At 41.1% G+C, this 21050-nt stretch carries 21 protein-coding genes; 14 read left to right on the top strand and 7 right to left on the bottom strand.

What is annotated here, in order from left to right:
* The first annotated feature begins 7 nt into the window (after positions 1-7).
* The 4 genes from uxaC to AC1DQW_RS21550 are packed head-to-tail and all read left to right on the top strand — an operon-like array spanning position 8 to position 4440.
* The gene (gene uxaC, locus AC1DQW_RS21565) at positions 8-1420 is read left to right on the top strand and encodes a glucuronate isomerase (protein ID WP_477455951.1); all 1413 of its coding nucleotides are present in this window, start codon (positions 8-10) and stop codon (positions 1418-1420) included.
* A complete protein-coding gene (locus AC1DQW_RS21560; protein ID WP_477455950.1) occupies positions 1417-2457 on the top strand; it encodes a PfkB family carbohydrate kinase in 1041 nt (346 codons plus the stop codon). The genes uxaC and AC1DQW_RS21560 overlap by 4 nt, the downstream gene beginning before the upstream one ends.
* Positions 2454-3113, top strand: a complete 660-nt coding sequence (locus AC1DQW_RS21555; protein WP_477455949.1) for a beta/alpha barrel domain-containing protein — start codon at positions 2454-2456, stop codon at positions 3111-3113. Before AC1DQW_RS21560 ends, AC1DQW_RS21555 begins: the two co-directional genes overlap by 4 nt.
* 19 nt (positions 3114-3132) lie before the next feature.
* Positions 3133-4440, top strand: a complete 1308-nt coding sequence (locus AC1DQW_RS21550) for an MFS transporter (RefSeq protein WP_477455948.1) — start codon at positions 3133-3135, stop codon at positions 4438-4440.
* A 74-nt stretch (positions 4441-4514) separates the two neighbouring features.
* Here AC1DQW_RS21550 and AC1DQW_RS21545 read toward each other — a convergent pair whose 3' ends face one another.
* A complete protein-coding gene (locus AC1DQW_RS21545; protein WP_477455947.1) occupies positions 4515-4742 on the bottom strand; it encodes a hypothetical protein in 228 nt (75 codons plus the stop codon).
* A gap of 102 nt (positions 4743-4844) precedes the next feature.
* Between AC1DQW_RS21545 and AC1DQW_RS21540 the strand changes: the two genes are divergently transcribed.
* Positions 4845-5108 (top strand): DUF3820 family protein, encoded by a 264-nt coding sequence (locus AC1DQW_RS21540; protein WP_477455946.1) that lies wholly within the window; start codon positions 4845-4847, stop codon positions 5106-5108.
* A 79-nt stretch (positions 5109-5187) separates the two neighbouring features.
* Positions 5188-5844 (top strand): peptide-methionine (S)-S-oxide reductase MsrA, encoded by a 657-nt coding sequence (gene msrA / locus AC1DQW_RS21535; protein ID WP_477455945.1) that lies wholly within the window; start codon positions 5188-5190, stop codon positions 5842-5844.
* 2 nt (positions 5845-5846) lie between these two features.
* Here the strand turns inward: msrA and AC1DQW_RS21530 are convergent, their stop codons facing one another.
* The 3 genes from AC1DQW_RS21530 to AC1DQW_RS21520 are packed head-to-tail and all read right to left on the bottom strand — an operon-like array spanning position 5847 to position 8641.
* The gene (locus AC1DQW_RS21530) at positions 5847-6851 is read right to left on the bottom strand and encodes a transglutaminase domain-containing protein (protein WP_477455944.1); all 1005 of its coding nucleotides are present in this window, start codon (positions 6849-6851) and stop codon (positions 5847-5849) included.
* A gap of 26 nt (positions 6852-6877) precedes the next feature.
* Positions 6878-8002: a magnesium/cobalt transporter CorA gene (gene corA / locus AC1DQW_RS21525; RefSeq protein ID WP_477455943.1), complete on the bottom strand. Its 1125-nt coding sequence runs from the start codon at positions 8000-8002 to the stop codon at positions 6878-6880.
* Entirely contained in the window at positions 8003-8641 is a 639-nt protein-coding gene (locus tag AC1DQW_RS21520; RefSeq protein WP_477455942.1) for a WbqC family protein, read from the bottom strand.
* Between the two features lie 14 nt (positions 8642-8655).
* On the opposite strand from AC1DQW_RS21520, the gene AC1DQW_RS21515 reads away from it, so the two are divergent.
* Both AC1DQW_RS21515 and AC1DQW_RS21510 read left to right on the top strand, forming a co-directional pair.
* Positions 8656-9540, top strand: a complete 885-nt coding sequence (locus tag AC1DQW_RS21515) for a lysophospholipid acyltransferase family protein (RefSeq protein WP_477455941.1) — start codon at positions 8656-8658, stop codon at positions 9538-9540.
* Positions 9537-10589: a glycosyltransferase family 2 protein gene (locus AC1DQW_RS21510; RefSeq protein ID WP_477455940.1), complete on the top strand. Its 1053-nt coding sequence runs from the start codon at positions 9537-9539 to the stop codon at positions 10587-10589. Before AC1DQW_RS21515 ends, AC1DQW_RS21510 begins: the two co-directional genes overlap by 4 nt.
* On the opposite strand, the gene AC1DQW_RS21505 is transcribed toward AC1DQW_RS21510, so the two are convergent.
* Positions 10558-13116, bottom strand: a complete 2559-nt coding sequence (locus tag AC1DQW_RS21505; RefSeq protein ID WP_477455939.1) for a mechanosensitive ion channel family protein — start codon at positions 13114-13116, stop codon at positions 10558-10560. The genes AC1DQW_RS21510 and AC1DQW_RS21505 overlap by 32 nt on opposite strands.
* 360 nt (positions 13117-13476) lie before the next feature.
* Positions 13477-13893 (bottom strand): type II 3-dehydroquinate dehydratase, encoded by a 417-nt coding sequence (aroQ, locus tag AC1DQW_RS21500; RefSeq protein WP_477455938.1) that lies wholly within the window; start codon positions 13891-13893, stop codon positions 13477-13479.
* Positions 13894-13933: 40 nt separating this feature from the next.
* Between aroQ and xerD the strand changes: the two genes are divergently transcribed.
* On the top strand, positions 13934-14833 hold the full coding sequence (xerD, locus tag AC1DQW_RS21495; RefSeq protein WP_477455937.1) for a site-specific tyrosine recombinase XerD: 900 nt from the start codon (positions 13934-13936) through the stop codon (positions 14831-14833).
* On the opposite strand, the gene prmC is transcribed toward xerD, so the two are convergent.
* Complete coding sequence (gene prmC, locus AC1DQW_RS21490) at positions 14828-15697, bottom strand: peptide chain release factor N(5)-glutamine methyltransferase (protein WP_477455936.1); 870 nt, start codon at positions 15695-15697, stop codon at positions 14828-14830. The two genes, xerD and prmC, sit on opposite strands and share 6 nt — an antisense overlap.
* A 33-nt stretch (positions 15698-15730) precedes the next feature.
* Here prmC and ribD point away from each other — a divergent pair, with 33 nt between their 5' ends.
* From ribD to bioB, 5 genes are all read left to right on the top strand, one after another.
* On the top strand, positions 15731-16777 hold the full coding sequence (ribD, locus tag AC1DQW_RS21485) for a bifunctional diaminohydroxyphosphoribosylaminopyrimidine deaminase/5-amino-6-(5-phosphoribosylamino)uracil reductase RibD (RefSeq protein ID WP_477455935.1): 1047 nt from the start codon (positions 15731-15733) through the stop codon (positions 16775-16777).
* 160 nt (positions 16778-16937) lie between these two features.
* Positions 16938-17816 carry an EamA family transporter gene (locus AC1DQW_RS21480; protein ID WP_477455934.1) on the top strand — a complete coding sequence of 293 codons (879 nt, stop codon included), beginning with the start codon at positions 16938-16940 and terminating at the stop codon, positions 17814-17816.
* A gap of 86 nt (positions 17817-17902) precedes the next feature.
* The gene (locus AC1DQW_RS21475) at positions 17903-18517 is read left to right on the top strand and encodes an IMPACT family protein (RefSeq protein ID WP_477455933.1); all 615 of its coding nucleotides are present in this window, start codon (positions 17903-17905) and stop codon (positions 18515-18517) included.
* A gap of 306 nt (positions 18518-18823) precedes the next feature.
* Entirely contained in the window at positions 18824-20179 is a 1356-nt protein-coding gene (gene mgtE / locus AC1DQW_RS21470; RefSeq protein ID WP_477455932.1) for a magnesium transporter, read from the top strand.
* Between the two features lie 49 nt (positions 20180-20228).
* The coding region (gene bioB / locus AC1DQW_RS21465) for a biotin synthase BioB (protein WP_477455931.1) at positions 20229-21050 on the top strand (822 nt) is incomplete at its 3' end.

Genomic DNA, 21050 nt, shown 5'->3' with positions numbered 1-21050 from the left:
TTATACAATGAAGAGTTTTTTAGATCAGGACTTTTTGCTAAATACAAAAACAGCACAGCGCTTATACCATGAATACGCTGCCGATTTACCAATTATAGATTATCACAGCCATTTACCGCCCGATCAGATAGCCGCCGATATCAATTTTGAGAATATCACGAAGGTTTGGCTTAACGGCGATCATTATAAATGGCGCGCCATGCGTGCAAATGGTGTTAACGAAGATTATATCACCGGTAATAAAACCGACCAGGAGAAATTTGAACAGTGGGCAGCTACCGTTCCGTATACCTTGCGCAACCCGCTTTACCATTGGACACACCTGGAGTTACAACGTTATTTTGATATAAAGGAGCTGCTGTCAACGGAAACAGCTGTTGACATATACAGTGAATGCAACAAAAAACTGCAATCTGCTGATTACAGCGTCCGCAATATTATCAAAAGTAAAAATGTGGAGGTGATATGTACTACAGATGATCCTTCGGATGATTTGTCGTACCATCAACAGATCAAAGCCAGTGGCTATGAAGTGCAGGTATTGCCAACTTTTAGGCCCGATAAAGCCATGAATGCTGATGACCTGATTGGATTAAATAGCTATATTGATAAGCTGCAAACCATCACAAACATTACCATTGATAGTATAGAAACGTACTTAACGGCCCTTAAAAGCCGCCATGACTATTTTGCCAAAAATGGCTGTCGCTTATCCGACCATGGGCTGGAACAGGTTTATGCTGAAGACTATACTGACACTGAAATTGCCGCAATATATTTAAAGATAAGAAGCGTGCAGGTATTAAAGGCTGACGAGATCCTGAAATTCAAGTCGGCCATGTTACATCAGTTTGCCCTTTGGAATCATGAAAAGGGTTGGGTAATGCAGTTGCACCTGGGCGCATTGCGCAATAATAACGCGCGTGGTTTAAGTGAACTTGGGCCCGATACGGGCTGGGATTCCATCGGCGATTTTTCGCAGGGGAGGGCATTGTCTAAGTTCCTTAACCGCCTGGATACTACCAATCAACTCACCAAAACCATATTATATAATCTAAACCCTGCAGATAACGAGCTAATGGCCTCTATGACGGGCAACTTTAACGATGGTTCTGTTGCAGGCAAAGTGCAGTTTGGCTCGGCATGGTGGTTCCTGGATCAGAAGGATGGCATGACCAAACAACTGAACGCCTTATCCAACATTGGCCTTATCAGCCGGATGGTTGGTATGCTTACAGACTCTCGCAGCTTCCTGTCTTTCCCGCGGCATGAGTATTTCCGCAGGTTGGTTTGCAACTTGATTGGGGATGATATTGAAAATGGCGAGCTGCCAAATGATATCAAATGGACAGGCAAGGTTATCCAGGATATCTGTTACTATAACGCTAAGAACTACTTTAAATTCGATCTGTCAAAATGAGCCAGCCGCTTGAAATAAAATCTCCGAAGGGCAAAATACTTTCATTTGGTGAGCTTTTACTAAGGATCTGCCCCGATGCCGGCGGTGAATGGCTTAATGATAACCAGCTGCCGTTTTTTGTTGGCGGCGCCGAGTTGAATGTGGCTACTGCTTTAGCTTTATGGGATCTGCCATCGGCATATTTTTCGGCTTTGCCGGATAATGCCATGTCGTCACAGATCATCGGTTATCTGCAGGAAAAGAAGGTCGATACTTCATCTGTATACATGCATGGCGATAGGATAGGTCTTTATTATTTAACCCGTGGCAAGGATATCAAGAATAATGCATTGATATATGATAGGGCCGGTTCTGCATTTGCGTCATTAAAACCAGGGCAGGTTAATTGGGACGAAGCTTTGGATGGTGTAAGCTGGTTCCATTTTAGCGCGATATGCCCTGCTATAAGCCAGGACGTGGCGGATGTATGTCTTGAAGTACTGGAAGCCGCATCAGCTAAAAATATTACCATATCCGTTGATTTGAATTACCGCTCGAGACTGTGGAAATACGGTAAAAACCCGATAGATATTATGCCCGGAATGGTAAAATATGCCGATCTGATAATGGGCAATATCTGGGCTGCCGAAATGATGTTGGGCATACCAATCGCACCGGATATTCATGAATCGGGGCAAAAAAGTATTTACCTGAAAGAGGCCCTGCAAACATCAGAAAGTATCATGGCGCAATATCCTAAATGCACAGCTGTTGCCAATACCTTCCGCTTTGATGCGGGCGAGGGAATTAATTATTATACCGCTTTGTATACCGGTGACAAACTATACAATTCAAACCAGTACGACACCAATAAGGTAGTTGACAAAGTAGGCAGCGGCGACTGTTTTATGGCAGGATTGATCTATGGATTTTATACTAATCTTGATCCGAAACAAACATTGGAGTTTGCAACCGTTGCCGCATACACCAAACTATTTATTGAGGGCGATGCCACCAATAAAACAGTTGAAGAAATTACTAAAGCCATTAAATCATGAGCAAAAAAGAAATAGTGCTTGACGCTATACTAACCCAGGGCACATTACCACTGTTTTTTTATGAAGATGCGGATGTGAGCCTTGAGATAACACGCACCCTTTATAAAGCAGGCATACGCGTATTTGAGTATACCAACCGGGGTGCTGCCGCACTGGCAAATTTTAAAGTTTTAAAGAAAGCACAGCAAGATGAAATGCCCGATTTGTATTTGGGTATAGGCACCATTAAAACGGGCGCCGAAGCAGCTGCTTTTATTAGTGCCGGGGCCGATTTTATAGTATCGCCAATTATTAATCCCGAGGTGGAGAAAATAGCCAGCCAGCACAAATTGTTATGGATCCCGGGCTGTATGACGCCTACCGAGATCCATAGTGCGCAACAGCATGGTGCCGCGCTGATAAAGATCTTCCCGGCCAATATTTTAGGGCCGGAGTTTGTATCGTCTATCAGGGATCTTTTTTCGGGCCAGCTGTTTATACCAACAGGTGGGGTTGATCTGGATATCAATAACATCAGCACCTGGTTTACGGCAGGGGTTTGCGCGGTGGGCATGGGCAGCAAACTCATTAGTAAAAGTGTACTCGAAAACCGTTTGTACAATCAATTATATAACGATACTATAAAGTTGCTGGAGATAGTACAAACCTGCAAATAACCAATTTAAACCAATTATAATGAGAGAAACCAAAGTTGGAAACTACAGGTGGGTAATATGTGCCCTCGTTTTTTTTGCAACGACCGTCAATTACCTTGATAGGGCTGTAATCAGCCTGTTAAAATCAAACCTTACGGTTGAATTTAAATGGGACGATGGTGATTATGCCAATATTGAAATAGCTTTTAAAATCGCATATTCCTTAGGGCTGTTGGCGGCCGGAGGGATTATCGACAAAATAGGAACAAAGCTTGGATATTTTTTGTCGACATTTTTTTGGAGCGTTGCCGCAGTATGCCATGCATTTGTTGGTAGTACCTTTGGTTTTGGCGTTGTCCGTTCGGCGTTAGGAATAAGTGAGGCAGGTAATTTCCCTGCAGCAATTAAAACAGTAGCCGAATGGTTTCCAAAAAAAGAGCGGGCCTTTGCAACAGGGATCTTTAATTCCGGTTCAAACATTGGCGCCATTGTAGCCCCGCTAACGGTGCCGTTTATTGCAGTTGCCTGGGGCTGGCGCTGGGCATTTATCATTACCGGTTCAATAGGTTTTATATGGCTTTTGCTTTGGTACCTGTATTATGAGACTCCTGCTAAACATAAATATATATCTAAAGCAGAACTTGATTATATCAATAGCGACCAGCAGGATGCTACCCCAAATGAACAGTTAATTGAAACTAAAAAAATATCGTGGGGCAAACTGTTGACCTTTAAGCAAACCTGGGCATTTGTGATCGGTAAATTTTTGACTGATCCTATCTGGTGGTTTTACCTGTTTTGGCTTCCCGATTTTTTAGAAAGCCAATATGGCTTAAAGGGTACGGCTATAGCAATCCCGGTAGCTTTGGTTTATACAATGTCGACATTAGGAAGTATTGGCGGAGGATGGATACCAATGCAATTGATCAAAAAAAACTGGCCCGTTTTTAAAGCCCGGAAAACTTCTATGTTAGTTTACGCGCTTTTTGTAATCCCTATTATTTTCGCGCAGCTTTTAGGCGGAATTAATATGTGGCTTGCAGTAATTGTAATTGGTATAGCAGCTTCGGCACACCAGGCATGGAGCGCAAATATATTTACTACGGTGTCTGATATGTTTCCAAAAAGGTCTGTTGGTTCGGTTACGGGTATAGGAGGCATGTTTGGATCAATAGGCGGCGTATTTTTATCACTTGTTGTACAAAAAAATCTATTTGTACATTATCGGGCAATTCACAAGATAGAAATTGCCTACTATATTATGTTTTTTGTGTGTGGCAGCGCCTACATTTTAGCATGGTTAATTATGCATATGCTTGTACCTAAAATGAAACCTATAAACCTATAACAGGGGTACGAACAATAAAAAAGTGCCGGGAACATACGTACCGGCACTTTTTTGTTGTTCAATTATGTCGTAAGTCAACTTACCTGCTCTGCCAATTCCTCTACCCAACTGGATAAATAGGGTTCGGTGCCTGTTAACCTGATCCATTCACCATCGTTATCTTTAGCTATAATCAGGTGTAATGTACCATCAACAGATTTAAATTCATATGCTTTAGTAAAGTTGCCGTAAGTAATAGGCTGCAAAATACCATCAATTGTACTGTCGGTGCCGGTTAACGTGGCCTCAATTTGCTGTTCCATAGTTTATAATTTTAATAATAACACCGGATATTGTTTTGTGTTTGTATTACTTGTAGCGATGATTACAATCAGCTAACTTCAAAAAACATTACCTTTACTTCCGTGGAAAACTTACAACCCGATCCTAAAGTGCTGATAGATATTGTACAAACCCCAATGCCTTACGGTAAATATAAAGGCACTATTATAGCCGATATTCCTATAAGTTACCTGGAATGGATGGCCGGCAAGGGTTTTACTAAAGATAAACTCGGCATGATGCTGTCAACCGTTTTCGAGATAAAAACAAATGGCCTGGGCGATATACTGTTTATGGTCAAAAAATCGCTCAAAAAAGGGGAGGGTATCAGCCCTAAACTTAAATAACCAAGATTACCTTATTGTGACCATCCGGCTGTAAGGTTTGCTGCGTATATACGTCTAAATAGTAAAAAATATCATAATCATGAACAAGTTAATCTTATATATCGCGGGTGTATTTTTATTTGTTGGCTGTGTAAATGGTCAGCCAAAACAGGGTGGTGATGCCCTAGCTACATTACCTAAACCCAAAACCGGGGAGGCTCTTGCTACTTTTGGCGGCGGCTGTTTCTGGAGCATGGCCGAGGCTATGTCTGAGCTGAAAGGGGTTAACAAAGTAATATCAGGATATGCCGGTGGTAACACCAAAAATCCCACCTATGAAGAAGTTAGCACACGAACCACTAACCATGCCGAAACTGTACAGGTGTATTATGATCCCAAAGTGATCAGTTATGCTAAACTGGCCGAGGCTTTTTTCTTTGCACATGATCCTACTACATTAAACCGCCAGGGGCCGGATGAGGGTACCGATTACCGTTCCATAGCTTTTTATCGTACGCCCGAAGAAAAGAACATCTTACTGGCTACCATTAAAAAAGTGAACGAATCAAAGCATTATATCAACCCGGTAGTTACACAGGTTGCACCTTTCACTGTATTTTATGCTGCCGAAAATTATCACCAGGGCTATTATAAAACCCATTTGAATCAGCTGTATATCGAGTCGGTTTCTACACCTAAAGTGATGAAATTCAGGAAAGCGATGGCTGCAGATTTGAAGTCGGAGTTTGCGAAATAATCTTAGCTTTTAATCTTTTTTAAACGGAGTGTTGCAGAAGCTATACCACGGTCGCAGACTTGTAACAGCGGTTTTAGTTCTTTTGTTGGCGTTTTCTCTATTAACGAAATATCCTGTAAGAAATAGCTTTTTGCTTTTGTAAGCTCACTTTTACTGGCCTTTTCATTGTTCATGAGGTTAACAGCAGCATTATAATAAACAATAATTAATTGATCGGCGTTGGTTGGGTTAAATTTATAAGCCCTCAACGCCGATTTTATTTCATTATCTGCCGCCGGCAATTTATAGGATGCTTTTATACTATCTGCATAATTGATGTAGTTTCCGCGCTTTTCGTTATCAATTTCATTATAATCTTTAGCCGTAAATCCTGCCATAGTCAATGGTTTTTCCTGAAATTGAAAAACCGGATCGGCAGGCAGATGCGTTTTTAGGAAATCATCGGGCGACGCCAGGAAGTATGCTGGATGGAGGCTCTTTTTAAATTTATAATCGTCTCCTTTTATTGACAGGCTACCACTTCCCCACAGCAGGTCTATCATTTTCCATTTGCCGTTTATGTATACTGCGTGCCAAACGTGGTTGTTTTGTGTAAATGAGCCGCCTGGTTCAAACTCATAATACTTTACATACCCTTCAATATCAAAGCCCGGAATTTTGAGGTAGCTACAGGCTATGTTAACAAAACCGTTGTACTCATAACACAATGCCTTGCCCGATTTTAAAGTTTCCTGAGTACTTAATGGTTGGAGCGGGCCGGATTGCCGGAAACGGTGGGTATCAAAATCAATATGTGCGTATACCCAGTAATAAACCAGCTTCAGTTTTTGCTCTGCGGTATTACCCGGTTGGGTTATAGCCGGCAATAGCTTTTCAAAACTGGTTGTGGTGATGTCTATATTTTTAACATACTCAAGATCGGCAGAATCTGTATTGGCAGTTTGCGCGAATGCAGGTTTAAAAAACGCACTCACAAAAATAAATAACACGCAAAGGTTTAGCTTCATGGAAAATCGGACGTTGATCAAATATATTACAATTTATTAAACCAGCCTTTTTTCCAGAATACGTATACCTGTATAATTGCTATCAAAAACATAAAAATAATAGCGTATATATAGCCGTGATGCCAATAAAGTTCGGGCATGTTATCAGGCAGCAAATGTCCTTTATCATCCTGGCGGGAAAAATTCATTCCATAAATACCGGCAATAAAGGTGAGCGGAATAAATATAGCCGAAATGATAGTTAGCACCTTCATAATCTCGTTCATACGGTTACTTACCATTGATAAATACAGGTCGATAATACTGGAGGTTACCTCTTTGTAGTTTTCAATCAAATCCATAGCCTGGATGCAGTGATCATACGCATCGCGCAAAAAAAGTTTTACTTCAGGCGTTATCAGTGCACTTTCTGAGCGGATCATATCATTGATCTTATCCCGCTCGGGCCAGCTCGCACGACGAACTATAATAAGCGTCCGCTTTATCTGTTGCGAATTAAACATGATACTTTTATCGGCATCCTTATATACCTTATCTTCTATGCTATCCAGTTTGTCGCCTATCTGGGCAAGTAAAATAAAGTAGGTGTCAATTATAGTATCGGTTAGGGCATAACACATATAGCCTGGCCCTGCAGTACGTATGGCGCCTTTACCGGCTTTTAAACGGGCTTTTACGGCTTCAAAATACTCTTTATGGTCTTCTTCAAAGCTTATAATAAGGTTATCCTTTACAATGGCCGAAAACTGGTGATTTATCAGTTCGTCCTCACTGTTAAAATGCACAATGCGGCTGGTGCTAAATACATAATCCTCGTACTCATCAAACTTAGGGCGCTGGTGGATATTGGCAATATCCTCCAGCACCAAAGGGTTTATGTTAAGATGAACGCCTATCTGCTCTATCAGTTTTGCATCGCCAAGGCCATTTACTTTTATCCAGTGGGTATGGTTATCGCACTTTTTAAGCTGCGACAGTATCACCTTAATATCTTTGCCTTCGGATGTTATCAGTTCGTCTTTGTTATAGCTAAACATGGCTATATGCGGCTTAAGAGCACCATCCGGTACGCGAATCATACCCGGACTGTCGCCAACGTTTCCTGCATTGCGGCGCGCGTTATATTTAACCCTTTTTATAATATTGTTCATTTATAAATAATTTATGGCTTGCGGGCCCTGGTTAAAAATTAAGTCGACAATACTCAAATTTTGCAGGAAGCCTTGCCGATCTTCAAAAACCTGAAAATACGGTTTTTGTTGCAGTTCAATTTCTTTTTTAGGGTGGATAGATGCTCTGAAGTCTGGAACGGACGCATACTCCGCATGGTATTCATCGGTATATTTTATTTCCGTTTTTATTTTGATGAATTTAAGCAGCAGTTGTAAAAGCTGTTCGTTATAATCAAACAAATATGGAATTTGCTTTTTTTTATCGTAAAAAACTGCCAGGTCGTCCTCATAATATTCAAAATAAGCCGACCGGCGATAGCAGGCACCCAGGCTTTGCCAATGCAGGCGCTGCCAGTCAAAATCATAACTTATTTTAACATCTTTAATTTTTGTATGGTTTTTTGACCCTTTTACCACCGGCACCACCAGTGTAAGGATACCCTCGGGCGAATAAATATTAGCCCGGTTGCGGTAAGTTTGTTTGGGGAAATGTTCTTCTCTTTCTATCAGTATATCAGTCTTGTACGTATTTAATTGTACAAAATATTCAACCGGCGGAAGATAAAACATAGGTAATACAGCACCTTTTTCAATCATATATTTTATGTTTGCGTTCAAAATTGGTTAAAATAATGATAAAAAAAGGGTTTTTAAGGTTGGGGATAGTATTTTTATACCTCATATCATTATTGCCCTTCTGGTTTTTATACCTCGTATCTGATGTTTTATTTGTTGTTATTTACTACATAGTACATTACCGCCGGCAGGTGGTGCAACAAAATTTGGCTAATGCTTTCCCTGAAAAATCAGTTAAAGAGCGCGGGGATATTGAACGCAAGTATTATCGCTACCTTGCCGATTTGATGGTAGAGACGGTAAAAATGATCACTGTATCTGAAAAGCAGATCCAGAAAAGGGTGGTAGCTACCAATGCCGAACTGGTGCATGAATATTTTGCCAAAGGTAAAAGCATCATTGCAGTGGCGGGCCATTATTGCAACTGGGAAATGGCGGCGCTGAACTTTAATTTTGTAACCGATAAAAGGTTTATGATAATTTATAAACCGCTGTCGAATGCCACGTTTAATGATTTTTTTATCAAAATCAGATCCCGGTTTGGCGGGCAGCCTGTTGCCATGAAGCAAACTATGCGCAAGATGGTAGAATACCGAAAGGAATTAACCGTAAGTGTACTTGTTGGCGACCAAACTCCCGTTATGCACGAGGTGACTTACTTTACCCGCTTTTTAAACCAGCCTACTGCCGTATTTTTGGGCATCGAAAAAATAGCCAAAACAATTGATGCGGCCGTTGTTTTTTACGACATGAAACGTGTAAAACGTGGCTATTATACCTATACGCTAATTCCTTTAACAGAAAATGCGAAGCAGACAGCCGAGCACGAAATTACCGACATACATGTGCAATACCTGGAAAGCATGATCAGGCGGGAACCACAATATTGGCTATGGTCGCACCGGAGGTGGAAGTTTAAGCCGGAGGACAAACATACATGATAAATAAACCCAAAGTTGCCGTGGTTATTTTAAACTGGAACGGCGCTAAATATCTTAAGCAATTTCTTCCATCGGTTTTGGCCTCAACCTGGCCTGCGCTGGAAGTTGTAATGGGCGATAATGCTTCTACTGATGATTCTGTGGCCCTTGTGCGCGATAATTACCCATCCATCAGGGTCATACAAAATGATACGAATTATGGCTTTACAGGCGGTTATAACAGGGTTTTGGCCCAGGTTGATGCCGATTATTACATCCTGCTGAACTCGGATGTGGAAGTAGTACCCGGCTGGATTGAGCCGGTTGTAAGCCTAATGGAAAGTGATGACCTAATTGCTGCTGCTGCGCCTAAAATACTGGCTTACGCTAAAAAAGATACATTTGAGCACGCAGGTGCTGCCGGAGGCTTTATTGACGCTTATGGTTATCCGTTTTGCCGCGGACGACTGTTTAATGAAGTAGAAAAGGATCATGGGCAATATGAGCAGTCGGGCGAAATATTTTGGGCATCGGGCGCGTCCTTGTTCATCAAAAAAAAATATTGGGACCTGGCCGGTGGATTTGACGAATCTTTTTTTGCACACATGGAAGAAATAGACCTATGCTGGCGCTTAAAAAACATGGGTTATAAGGTAATGTATTGTGCACAATCAACGGTATATCACGTTGGTGGGGGCACGTTGAATGCAGAAAACCCTTTTAAAACCTATCTCAACTTCAGGAACAATTTGCTGTTGATTAAAAATAACCTGCCTTTCTGGAGAGCATTTTGGCTTATCAGTATCCGTATATGGATGGATCTGCTGGCTTTATTGCGGTTTTTAACCGAAGGTAAGCGCAAAGATGCCTGGGCGGTAAGCAGGGCACACCAAAGCTTTTTTATAGAGTTATTTAAGTCAAAAGCTAAAAGTCAAAAGTCAAAAGTTATTTTACCAGATTCATCATTCTCTGCTCACTTAAAAGGAACCTTCAAAGGCAGTATTGTGTGGCAGTTTTTTGTTAAAAAGAAAACCAGGTTTACTGATCTGCCGCAGGCCGACCTGGTTTAGTATCAGTAGCATCCGGCTCTTCAGTTTTTTTTTCTGCTTTAGCTTTGCTTTTCGCTTTTACGGGAATATTCAACGCAGGCATTTCCTGGGGAAATTTAACATGCATATCCTGTTGGGGGAAAGGAATCTCGATCCCTTCTTTATTGAAAGTATCGTAAATGTCGGTCAATACCCGGCTTTTAAGGCCAAGCCATGTATTTATATCATCGGCCCAGAAAAACAACCTGAAATCAACAGAGCTTTCGCTCAAACTATGTAAAAATACAGCCGGAGCAGGTTCGGCCATGATGTCTTCGTGGTTGTTCAATAAATCCGTAAGCAAGCCTTTTACCTTTTCAATATTTGAGCCATAAGCCACACCTACAATCAGTTCAACACGGCGGTTGTTATTGCTTAGGGTCCAGTTAATTACGTGGTGTGATATCAGGTCGCCATTGGGGATAATCACCTCTGCGCCGTCGCCAGTGGCAATTTTGCTGGCGCGGATACCGATATCCATAATGGTACCCGAGCGGTTATCTACCTCAATAATATCGCCAACCTGGATAGGCTTTTCAAAGGCCAGTATCAGTCCCGAAACCAGGTTATTTACAATATTCTGCAAGCCAAAACCGATGCCTATACCAAAGGCGCTTACAATAATGGTGATCTTATCCAGCGGAACGCCAGAAGCTGCAACTGCCAGGAAAAAACCAACCGCGATAACCCCGATACGGATGAGCAGGGTAGAGGTGCGGTTTTTCTTTTTCAGCACATCCATGTCGTTATGGTGTTTGGCAGATATATCGTAAAAATAGCTGATGATTTTTGAAGTAAGGGTTGATAGCCATATCACCACGCAAAATATGATGACACTTTGAAAGGTAAACTGCGTATTGGTGCCACCAATGCTGCGGTTTGCGGTAAGGAAAGCAGCAAGGCGGTCAAAAACGGCGTCTTCAATACTTAAGTTTTGGGTAAGCATAACCAGCCAAAGCGCACTTGCTAATACTGTGAGTACGCTTTTGAACCTGTTTTTAAGCAGCTTAAAATCAATAAATGAGCTAATACTGTTGTTGTTTTTACTGGCTTCCAATTGTAAAAACAAGGCTTCCATTAGTATCTGTACCACAAAATACATGCTTAATACAAGCCACAGGTTATGCACGGCGGTTACACCAATTATTTTAGCCAGGCTAAAGCGGCCAAATACATTACAGATAAATGAACATGCCTGCAGCAATACAAAAAGCTTAAGTACCAGGCCTGTATATGGTAAAAAATCACCTGGCGCTTTGCGTACAATATTTACAAACCTGATACTAATATATCCCGATGCTATACCCAGGATAAGCACCGCCACTCTATCGGCATTGGCAACCTGTACAAATAAATTACTGAGACAGTAAAGTATAGTTAACACATAAAGCTGCATTAAATAATTGAAAAATGGTTTAGGGCAGGCTTTATTCACCAGGTATAATATCCCGCTGATAAGTACCAGGAAAAATACCTCTAACACTACAACAGGCGGGTGATCATAAAAATTGGGTAATAAGGTAAATGTTACAATTACCGAAGAAACAATGGGGTAATTAACTACATAATTAGCCTGGCTAAATATATTGCCGGGTGCCTCATTTATCTTTAGAATTTTTTTACGGCTGGTATAAACCCAGAGTACAAAGCCTATTAATAATAAACACCCAGCCAGGTGGATCAATATATCGCGACCAATGAAAAAGTTCAACAATTTGGAGTTCATGGTTGCTGATTTTGAAACCGCGTCACCAAAATCAGTACCCTCATCGGCCTTCATCTCCCATATATTGCTGTATTCTGCAGATAAAGCGCGGATACTGAAATTTCTGATCTTCAGGTCTATCTGGTCTTTCAGATCGAGCACACCGATATAGACGGCGGATGCACGATTTTGAAGCAGACCTATTTTTACCATCAACTTTTTGTTAACTGTATCCAGCCTGTGGTATTTGCTATCTATAGCTATTTTTTGGATAAGATAGGTAGTAGCCAATGAACTGTCAGACGGCAGAATCTTTAACACACTATCTTTCGATATGGCATTAAGGTCGGTTTGGTTTTGAACCAGTTTGGTATTAATGTCGGCCAGTTGATCCTGCCACAAGTCTAATTGATCGTCACTCCGGGTTAAAACATCGCGGATAGCATACAAATAGCGCAGGGTACTTGATTTATCGTTGTCTATTAATGATTTAATCAGGCCAATCCGTCTTTCAAAAGAAGGCAGCTTCTGGCTGATTTCTATCGTATCCAATTCTTTAGAAAGATTGGTTTTGATCTGGTTAAAAGACGAAGTATAATACTCCACCTTTTGTAAAAGGTTATTTACCGATGTGTCTGATTTTTTGAGTGACCGCATCAGCGAATCCCGCGACAGGATGGCAGCGCGGAGGGAATCCCTTACTGATCGCTGCTTTTTCTTTTTTGTTTGCGCCAGCACATCGGCACAAGAAAAAAGCGTGATGAATAATAAGATAAAAGCGGTAACCTTAGATAATTTATGCATCGTAAAAGATAGGCTGAAAGCAATGTGTTAACACAATATACCTGAAAACGTTTTAAAAAAAGATAAAAGATGTAAGAGGTTGTCTAAAAATAAAAAAACAGAGCGCCATTGCTTCTTACCTACCGATGACGTGTTTGCAAAAAAAAACCTTTTTTGTCATCCTGAACGGAGTGAAGGATCTATTTGCACACTGTACAGGGCGAAGAAGCATGGCGAATAATAGATCCTTCACTCCGTTCAGGATGACAAATCTTTTAAAACGTCATTCCATCTTCAGAGTTCTCGGATTTTACTACCCGTGACGGTCTGCTTTTTTATTTTTTATCTATTACTTCCTGGCTTTATTTCCTGCCTTTATTTTTAACCAACAAAATTTTCAATTCCCAACCTATATGAATCCATACCAAAACCGGCAATAACACCTTTGCAACTTGCAGCTAACATGGAATGATGCCTAAACTCCTCACGCTTATAAACGTTAGAGATATGCACCTCGATAACAGGCGTGTTGATGGCCGCTATAGCATCGGCGATAGCAATGGATGTGTGGGTATAAGCGCCGGCATTTATTACTATGCCATCGTATTCGAAACCAATTTCGTGCAACTTGTTTATAATTTCGCCTTCAACATTACTTTGGTAATAATTAATGGTGATGTTTGCGTATCGTGAGCGCAGCTCTTCAAGGTAGCTTTCAAAATTGGTGTTACCGTAGATTGATTTTTCGCGTACACCAAGCAGATTTAAATTGGGGCCGTTAATAATTTGTATCTTCATTGGTTCAAACTTAACTATAAAACATTAAAAGTAAAATCAATTGGATTGGCGTTCGGCAATAAAAGGTTTCCAGGCTTATTTAAAATTAGAGAAATCGCTTGCTGATAACTCTGTTGAAGCTTATAGCAGGGATATAGAAAAGCTGTATCAATTTGCTGATGCACAAACAATTAAGCTAAAGCCAGAAGCTATTACTTTAAATGATCTGCGCCAGTTTATTAACTGGGTTAATGAGCTGGGAATGATTCCGTCTTCGCAGGCCCGGATACTATCGGGCATTAAGGCTTTTTATAAGTACATGCTGATGGAGGATATTATAAAAAATGACCCGTCGGAATTATTGGAATCACCCAAAATACAGCGCAAACTGCCAGATACGCTGAGCTACCAGGATATCAATAAAATAATTGCCGCTATTGATCTTTCCAAACCCGAAGGCACGCGTAACAAAGCCATATTAGAAACACTTTATGGCAGTGGCCTGCGGGTATCTGAGCTTACAGAGCTTAAACTATCAAACCTATACCTTGATATTGAATTTATAAAGGTAACCGGTAAGGGCAATAAAGAACGCCTGGTACCTATTGGCGCCGAGGCCATCAAAGCCCTTAAAATATGGATTGAAAATGTTCGTGTACATACTCCAATAAAAAAAGGAGAGGAGGACATCGTGTTTTTAAACAGGAGAGGATCAAGGCTAAGCCGCCAGCTTATATTTTTAATGATCAAAGATCTTGCAGAGATTGTGGGGTTAAAAAAAACGATAAGTCCGCACACCTTCCGTCACTCCTTTGCCACTCACCTTGTTGAAGGCGGTGCTGATTTACGTGCCGTGCAGGAAATGCTGGGCCATGAAAGTATCACCACAACCGAGATCTATACACATTTAGACAGGGAGTATCTGAAGAGCACAATCAGCCAGTTTCATCCCCGGTCATGAATTGGCAACCGCTTTCACCATTCTGTCCCTGCCGCTCATATCCTTCCTTAACTCTATGTTTACAAAGCCCTTATCCCGCAATAATTCTACTGTTTCCTCACCAAAGCTTTCGTTGATCTCGAAAAACAGGTACCCGCCTGGCATTAAATTAACCAAAGCAAAATCGGCTATAGCTCTGTAAAATAGCAGTGGATCATTTTCTGGTACAAACAGGGCAGTATGCGGCTCAAAATCGGTTACATTGGTATGCATCTGCTTTTTATCAACAATAGTAACGTAGGGCGGATTGCTCACAATGATATCCGACTTTGGAATGGTGTTATCAGGTAAAAAAGTGAGTATATCCAGGTTTAAGAAATGAACTTCTGTTTCATTAAGTTCTGCATTATCCTCGGCAGTTCTTAACGCGTCCTCAGATATGTCTATTGCAAAAACAACAGCACCAGGTAAATTCTTTTTCAAAGTGATAGCGATACATCCACTACCGGTACCTATGTCGATAATGCGTCCGGAAAACTTTTTACCTTTCACTTTTTGCCTTTCTCCCAAAATCCACTCCACCAATTCTTCGGTTTCAGGCCGGGGAATCAGTACGGAAGGGTTTACCTTAAACGGCAAGCCGTAAAACTCGGTAACACCTAAAATATATTGAATGGGTTTACCTGTCAGTAATTCGGCGAGGATCTGTTTTAACTTTTCAGATTGTTCTATGGTTATTTCCCTTTCAGGAAATGCTTTAACAGATGCTTTTGATAAGTTAGTTATCTCACTGATACACAATAAACTAATTGCTTCTGTTTCATTAATGGCGTAAATATTGTTCAGCCGTTTGTAATCTTCAAAAACATCCTGGATAGTAATCATACAACAAAGTAACATAAAAGCTACTTTTGCTGCATGGTTCAACATGAAATATTTATGCAGCGCTGCCTGGAACTTGCCGAACTTGGTGCCGGGCAGGTTAGTCCGAACCCGATGGTGGGCGCCGTTGTTGTTCATGATGGTAAAATAATAGGCGAGGGGTATCACCAGAAATATGGCGAAGCCCATGCCGAAGTAAATGCTATTGCCCAGGTTACCGGCAGGTTTGATAATTCAACTGAATTGCTAAAGCAATCGGTAATATATGTTTCTTTGGAGCCATGCGCGCATTATGGTAAAACGCCGCCCTGCGCCGATTTGATCATTAAGCACCAGATCCCCTTAGTTGTTGTTGGCACGCGCGATCCTTTTGCGCAGGTTGATGGGAAGGGAATTGAAAAGCTAACAGCTGCCGGTATTAACGTGATCAGAGGGGTGCTGGAAGCGGAATGCCAGTGGCTAAACCGCCGCTTTTTTACCAAGGTGCAAAAACACAGGCCATACATCATCCTGAAATGGGCGCAAACCGCCGATGGCTTTTTTGCTCCGGATGATGGCAGCCAGCTTTGGATAACCGGTACCGAATCGCGTAAGCTGGTACATAAATGGCGCAGCGAAGAAGATGCTATATTGGTGGGAAAGAATACCGTTGCCATTGATAACCCACAATTGAACGTACGCTATTGGGAAGGCCGATCGCCCAAACGGGTGGTTATCGATAGGCGGCTGGAGTTAAACAAACACTTGAAGGTATTTGATCAATCTGTTGAAACACTGATTTTTAACGAAATTGAATTTAATGTTGACGGCAAAAACAAATATATTGCCCTGGAGGATTTTGAACGCTATGTGCCCCAGTATATTTTGTACCAGTTATACCTGCAGGATATTCAATCAGTTATTATTGAAGGAGGCGCACATACCCTCCAAACATTCATGGAAGCCGGTTTATGGGACGAGGCCCGTATTTTCACAGGGAAAACTGTTTTAGCAAAAGGCATAAAATCACCACAAATAACAGGTATAATTGCGGGCGAATCTTTTATTGGGGCCGACCGCCTGCAAGTGTTATACAACAAATGAAAATTAAGGGTTAAGAATCAGGAGTCAAGAACCAAGAGTCAAGAAAGTAGTAGCATATGATAAAAGAGATCCACTAAAATAAGTTGGCTGTATTTTTAATCTTGATTCTTGACTCTAATATCTTGACTCTTGTTCTCACATAACAAGCCAATTATATAAAATGCTATACGTTTTTTTAAGTATCTGTTGCAGTGTTATTGTGTCGGTTATGCTAAAGCTGGCCAGGCGTTATCATATTGATGTTTTCCAGGCAATCACCTGGAATTACTCAATGGCCATACTGCTTACCGGGATATTTTTTAAACCATCTCTATCAAACCTGCAGGAGACTCCAATTTACAATTACGTGGCGCTTGGGATATTATTTCCATTGATTTTTGTAATTATGGCATCGTCGGTACGGAAGGCTGGGATAGTGCGTACAGATGTGGCACAACGTTTATCGCTGTTTATACCTATAGTTGCAGCATTCTTTTTATTTGGCGAGGCATCAAACACAGTTAAAATAATTGGTATTGTACTGGCTTTTATTGCTATTATATGTTCAATGCCCTGGCAAAAAAACGCAGGCAACAGAATAGAAAAGGGCTCGTGGTTTTATTTGCTTATTGTATTTTTAGGTTTTGGGGTTATTGATGTATTATTAAAACAGATAACCAAGGTAAACAATGTACCATTCACTACGGCTATCTTTATCATATTTATACTGGCGTTTGTATTATCGCTGATTGGATTGTTTTACCAGGTTATTACAAAAAAAATGCGTTTTTCCTGGCCGCATATTTTAATTGGCTGGGTATTGGGTATGTTTAACTTTGGTAATATACTATTTTACCTAAAGGCCCATAAGGCGCTGGCAAACAATCCATCATCTGTATTTTCGGCAATGAACATTGGTGTTATTGTTGTTGGTGCTTTGGTTGGTATGCTAATATTCAAAGAAAAACTTAGTTTGCTTAATAAAATAGGAATAGTAATAGCTGTATTGGCTATTGTAATCATCTACTTTCCGCAAACGCTGGGTTTTCTGCACCTGTAACGTTTAATATTCATTACGAAGGTCCCAATAACCGTTTTTGTTTTAAACTTTCAGCCTACAGTCTCTAACAGCCTACAGCCTCTAAAATGCTTTTTGACGATACTTACCAAACTATAGAAAAACCAACCGAAAGCCTGTTTCGCGACCGGGGCAGTAAATTCCTGGGCYTTGCATATCCTATCAGGTCAGAAACTGAGATTAAAGGTATTGTTGCTAAACTGAAAGCAGAACACCCCAAAGCCAATCACCACTGCTGGGCCACACGGTTAAGTATAGATAGGTCGGTATTCAGGATAAATGATGATGGCGAACCATCAGGCACAGCCGGGCGGCCTATTTTAAATACGCTGTTATCTAAGGATCTTACCAATATACTGGTTGTAGTTGTGCGCTATTTTGGTGGTACATTGTTAGGTGTTCCCGGTTTGATCAATGCTTATAAGGTTGCTACCGAGGAGGCCCTGAAGCAGGCAGTTATTATCCGTAAAACTGTAAACGATGTTTATACCATTACATTTGATTACCTGCAAATGAACGATGTAATGCGGATAATTAAGGACGATAGCCTGGTTGTACTTGAGCAGCAATTTGATAATGATTGTAGCATACGGCTTTCCATCCGCAAAACGCAGGTAGAACAAACCCTGGGTAAATTAAGTAAGATAAATGGGTTAAAATCCCTGTATAATTATAGTCTTTAACGGATATATATCTATTTTTCAGAATAAATATCAACACTGAAGAAAAGATGTACGACAACTCATGTCGTACATCTTTTTTTCATTTTTACTGTTAAGTTTCTAATAATAAGACAATTACAAGGCAAAATGCGAAATGGTTAAAAAAAAACGACAAATCCTTACTTTTGTACCGGAACACACAAATCGATACACATTTAATAGTCACGTTAATGTTATTATTAATCTGTTAGTTCAGCCTTAATTTTAACGCTCAATTAATGCTTTTTAATTCCTGTTTTGTGGCTTAAATGACTATTTTAGTCGCGTATGCAATCTTTTGAATTAGATAAAACCGATCTGCTCCGCATTAAAACCGCCCTTGAAGGCGATGATGCTGATTTAGAGGTTGTTTTGCAGGACTACCACGCTTCGGAGATTGCCTTACTCTTTGAACAGCTTCCACAGGAAGCGAAAGAACGCATTATCAATATCCTGCCAACCGACGTTGCCTCAGAAGTAATTTCGGAAATGGACGAGGAGCATCACCCCGAAGAACTGCTCATTAACCTGCATCCCGAGAAAAGATCGGAGATTGTAGAGGAACTGGACTATGATGATGCCACCGATATTATTTCACAGCTCGACGAGGATCAGCAGCATGAAATATTAAAGGATATTGACCAGGAAGATGCAAGCAGTATTCGGGCCTTGTTAAGTTATGACGAGGATACGGCGGGTGGTTTGATGAACTCCGATATTATTAAGGTGAACATCAATCTTGATAAAAAGACGGCGTTGGACGAGATCATCCGTCAATCTGAAGAAATGGAAGAGTTTTACACCATTTATGTTGTCGACGATTTTGATATCCTGAAAGGAATATTATCCATAAAAGATGTAATTAAGGCTCACGCCGATGTAAAAGTGAAAGCCCTGGTAAAACGCGACCCTGTTTACGTAAAGGCCGATCTTGACCAGGAGGAAGTGGCGCGCTTAATATCCCAGTACAATTTAACCACGATCCCCGTAGTTGATGATAACATGAAGTTGCTTGGCAGGGTTACAGTTGATGATATCATCGACGTAATGGAGCAGGAAAATACCGAGGATTTATTAAAGATCTCTGGTGTATCTGAAGATGAGGAACTAAGCGGTAACTGGAAAGATGCTGTAAAAAGCCGCCTGCCATGGTTGGTGATAAACTTAGCTACAGCGTATTTAGCAGCATCTGTAATCCGTCATTTTGATGATACTGTTTCCCAGGTAAAGGGAATAGCAGCATACATGACTATTATAGCAGGTATGGGAGGCAACGCTGCCACGCAGGCTCTTGCAGTAACGGTTAGGCGTATATCGCTAAGCAACCTTACCGATAGCCAGGCATACAATACAGTTATTAAAGAGTTTTTAGTTGGTATGCTCAACGGTGCGGCCAATGGTTTGGTAGTATTTTGTATTGCCTTATTTTATGATGCCAACCCAATGTTGGGCCTGGTTTTGTTTTTAGCAATGACAGGTAATTTAATTATTGCAGGCATCACTGGTGCGTCTATTCCGCTTGTATTGAAGAGGATAGGGGTCGATCCAGCAGTTGCGTCATCTATTATTATAACTACGTTTACAGATTGCGCGGGTTTTTTGCTGCCACTTTACCTAGCTACTAAGCTTTTATTACATCATTAATTTTCCAATCAAGCTTTTATTATAAATTTGAACCATCAAAATTGAGACTATGACTGAAGTAAGATACGATTGGACAAAAGAGCAAATAGCAGAAATATACAACACCCCGTTGCTTGATCTTGTTTACAAGGCGGCAACTATACACCGTGAAAATACTGATTACGCCGAGGTACAGATCAGTTCACTTATCTCTATCAAAACTGGTGGTTGTTCTGAGGATTGCGCTTATTGCCCCCAGGCTGCACGTTACAATACAGGTGTTAATGTACACGCCATCATGCCCAAAGATGAAGTTATTGCCGCAGCCGAAAAGGCAAAGGCAGGTGGCGCATCAAGGCTTTGCATGGGTGCCGCATGGCGCGAGGTACGTGATAACCGCGATTTTGACAAGGTAATAGATATGGTGAAAGCCGTTAATAGCCTTGATATGGAAGTTTGCTGTACACTGGGTATGCTTACCGAGAGCCAGGCTCAACGTTTGGCAGATGCAGGCTTGTATGCCTACAATCATAACCTTGATACATCTGAAGAGGATTACAAGCGTATTATAACAACCCGTACCTATGATGAGCGCCTTGAAACATTGAAGCATGTACGCAAAGCAAAAATTTCGGTTTGTAGTGGCGGCATTATCGGCTTAGGAGAAACAGTAGAAGACCGGATCTCCATGCTGAAAACTTTGTCGAACCTGCCAAAGCATCCCGAATCCGTGCCAATCAATGCTTTAGTACCTGTAGCAGGTACGCCGTTAGCCGATCAGCCAAGGGTATCTGTTTGGGAAATGGTGAGGATGATAGCTACTACCCGCATTATTATGCCAAAAACGGTGGTACGTTTATCAGCCGGTCGTACCGAAATGACTGTTGTTGAG

This window comes from Mucilaginibacter sp. P5_A4 (assembly GCF_056400605.1).
Note: the sequence above shows the minus strand (reverse complement) of the source record. Positions and strands in the feature narration are given on the sequence as shown.

What these genes read in the sequence shown, in the direction of transcription:
- uxaC (WP_477455951.1), top strand. Translation starts at nt 8, where the DNA reads ATGAAGAGTTTTTTAGATCAGGACTTTTTGCTAAATACAAAAACAGCA.
- AC1DQW_RS21560 (WP_477455950.1), top strand. Translation starts at nt 1,417, where the DNA reads ATGAGCCAGCCGCTTGAAATAAAATCTCCGAAGGGCAAAATACTTTCA.
- AC1DQW_RS21555 (WP_477455949.1), top strand. Translation starts at nt 2,454, where the DNA reads ATGAGCAAAAAAGAAATAGTGCTTGACGCTATACTAACCCAGGGCACA.
- AC1DQW_RS21550 (WP_477455948.1), top strand. Translation starts at nt 3,133, where the DNA reads ATGAGAGAAACCAAAGTTGGAAACTACAGGTGGGTAATATGTGCCCTC.
- AC1DQW_RS21545 (WP_477455947.1), bottom strand. Translation starts at nt 4,742, where the DNA reads ATGGAACAGCAAATTGAGGCCACGTTAACCGGCACCGACAGTACAATT.
- msrA (WP_477455945.1), top strand. Translation starts at nt 5,188, where the DNA reads ATGAACAAGTTAATCTTATATATCGCGGGTGTATTTTTATTTGTTGGC.
- AC1DQW_RS21530 (WP_477455944.1), bottom strand. Translation starts at nt 6,851, where the DNA reads ATGAAGCTAAACCTTTGCGTGTTATTTATTTTTGTGAGTGCGTTTTTT.
- corA (WP_477455943.1), bottom strand. Translation starts at nt 8,002, where the DNA reads ATGAACAATATTATAAAAAGGGTTAAATATAACGCGCGCCGCAATGCA.
- AC1DQW_RS21515 (WP_477455941.1), top strand. Translation starts at nt 8,656, where the DNA reads ATGATAAAAAAAGGGTTTTTAAGGTTGGGGATAGTATTTTTATACCTC.
- AC1DQW_RS21510 (WP_477455940.1), top strand. Translation starts at nt 9,537, where the DNA reads ATGATAAATAAACCCAAAGTTGCCGTGGTTATTTTAAACTGGAACGGC.
- AC1DQW_RS21505 (WP_477455939.1), bottom strand. Translation starts at nt 13,116, where the DNA reads ATGCATAAATTATCTAAGGTTACCGCTTTTATCTTATTATTCATCACG.
- aroQ (WP_477455938.1), bottom strand. Translation starts at nt 13,893, where the DNA reads ATGAAGATACAAATTATTAACGGCCCCAATTTAAATCTGCTTGGTGTA.
- prmC (WP_477455936.1), bottom strand. Translation starts at nt 15,697, where the DNA reads ATGATTACTATCCAGGATGTTTTTGAAGATTACAAACGGCTGAACAAT.
- ribD (WP_477455935.1), top strand. Translation starts at nt 15,731, where the DNA reads ATGGTTCAACATGAAATATTTATGCAGCGCTGCCTGGAACTTGCCGAA.
- AC1DQW_RS21480 (WP_477455934.1), top strand. Translation starts at nt 16,938, where the DNA reads ATGCTATACGTTTTTTTAAGTATCTGTTGCAGTGTTATTGTGTCGGTT.
- mgtE (WP_477455932.1), top strand. Translation starts at nt 18,824, where the DNA reads ATGCAATCTTTTGAATTAGATAAAACCGATCTGCTCCGCATTAAAACC.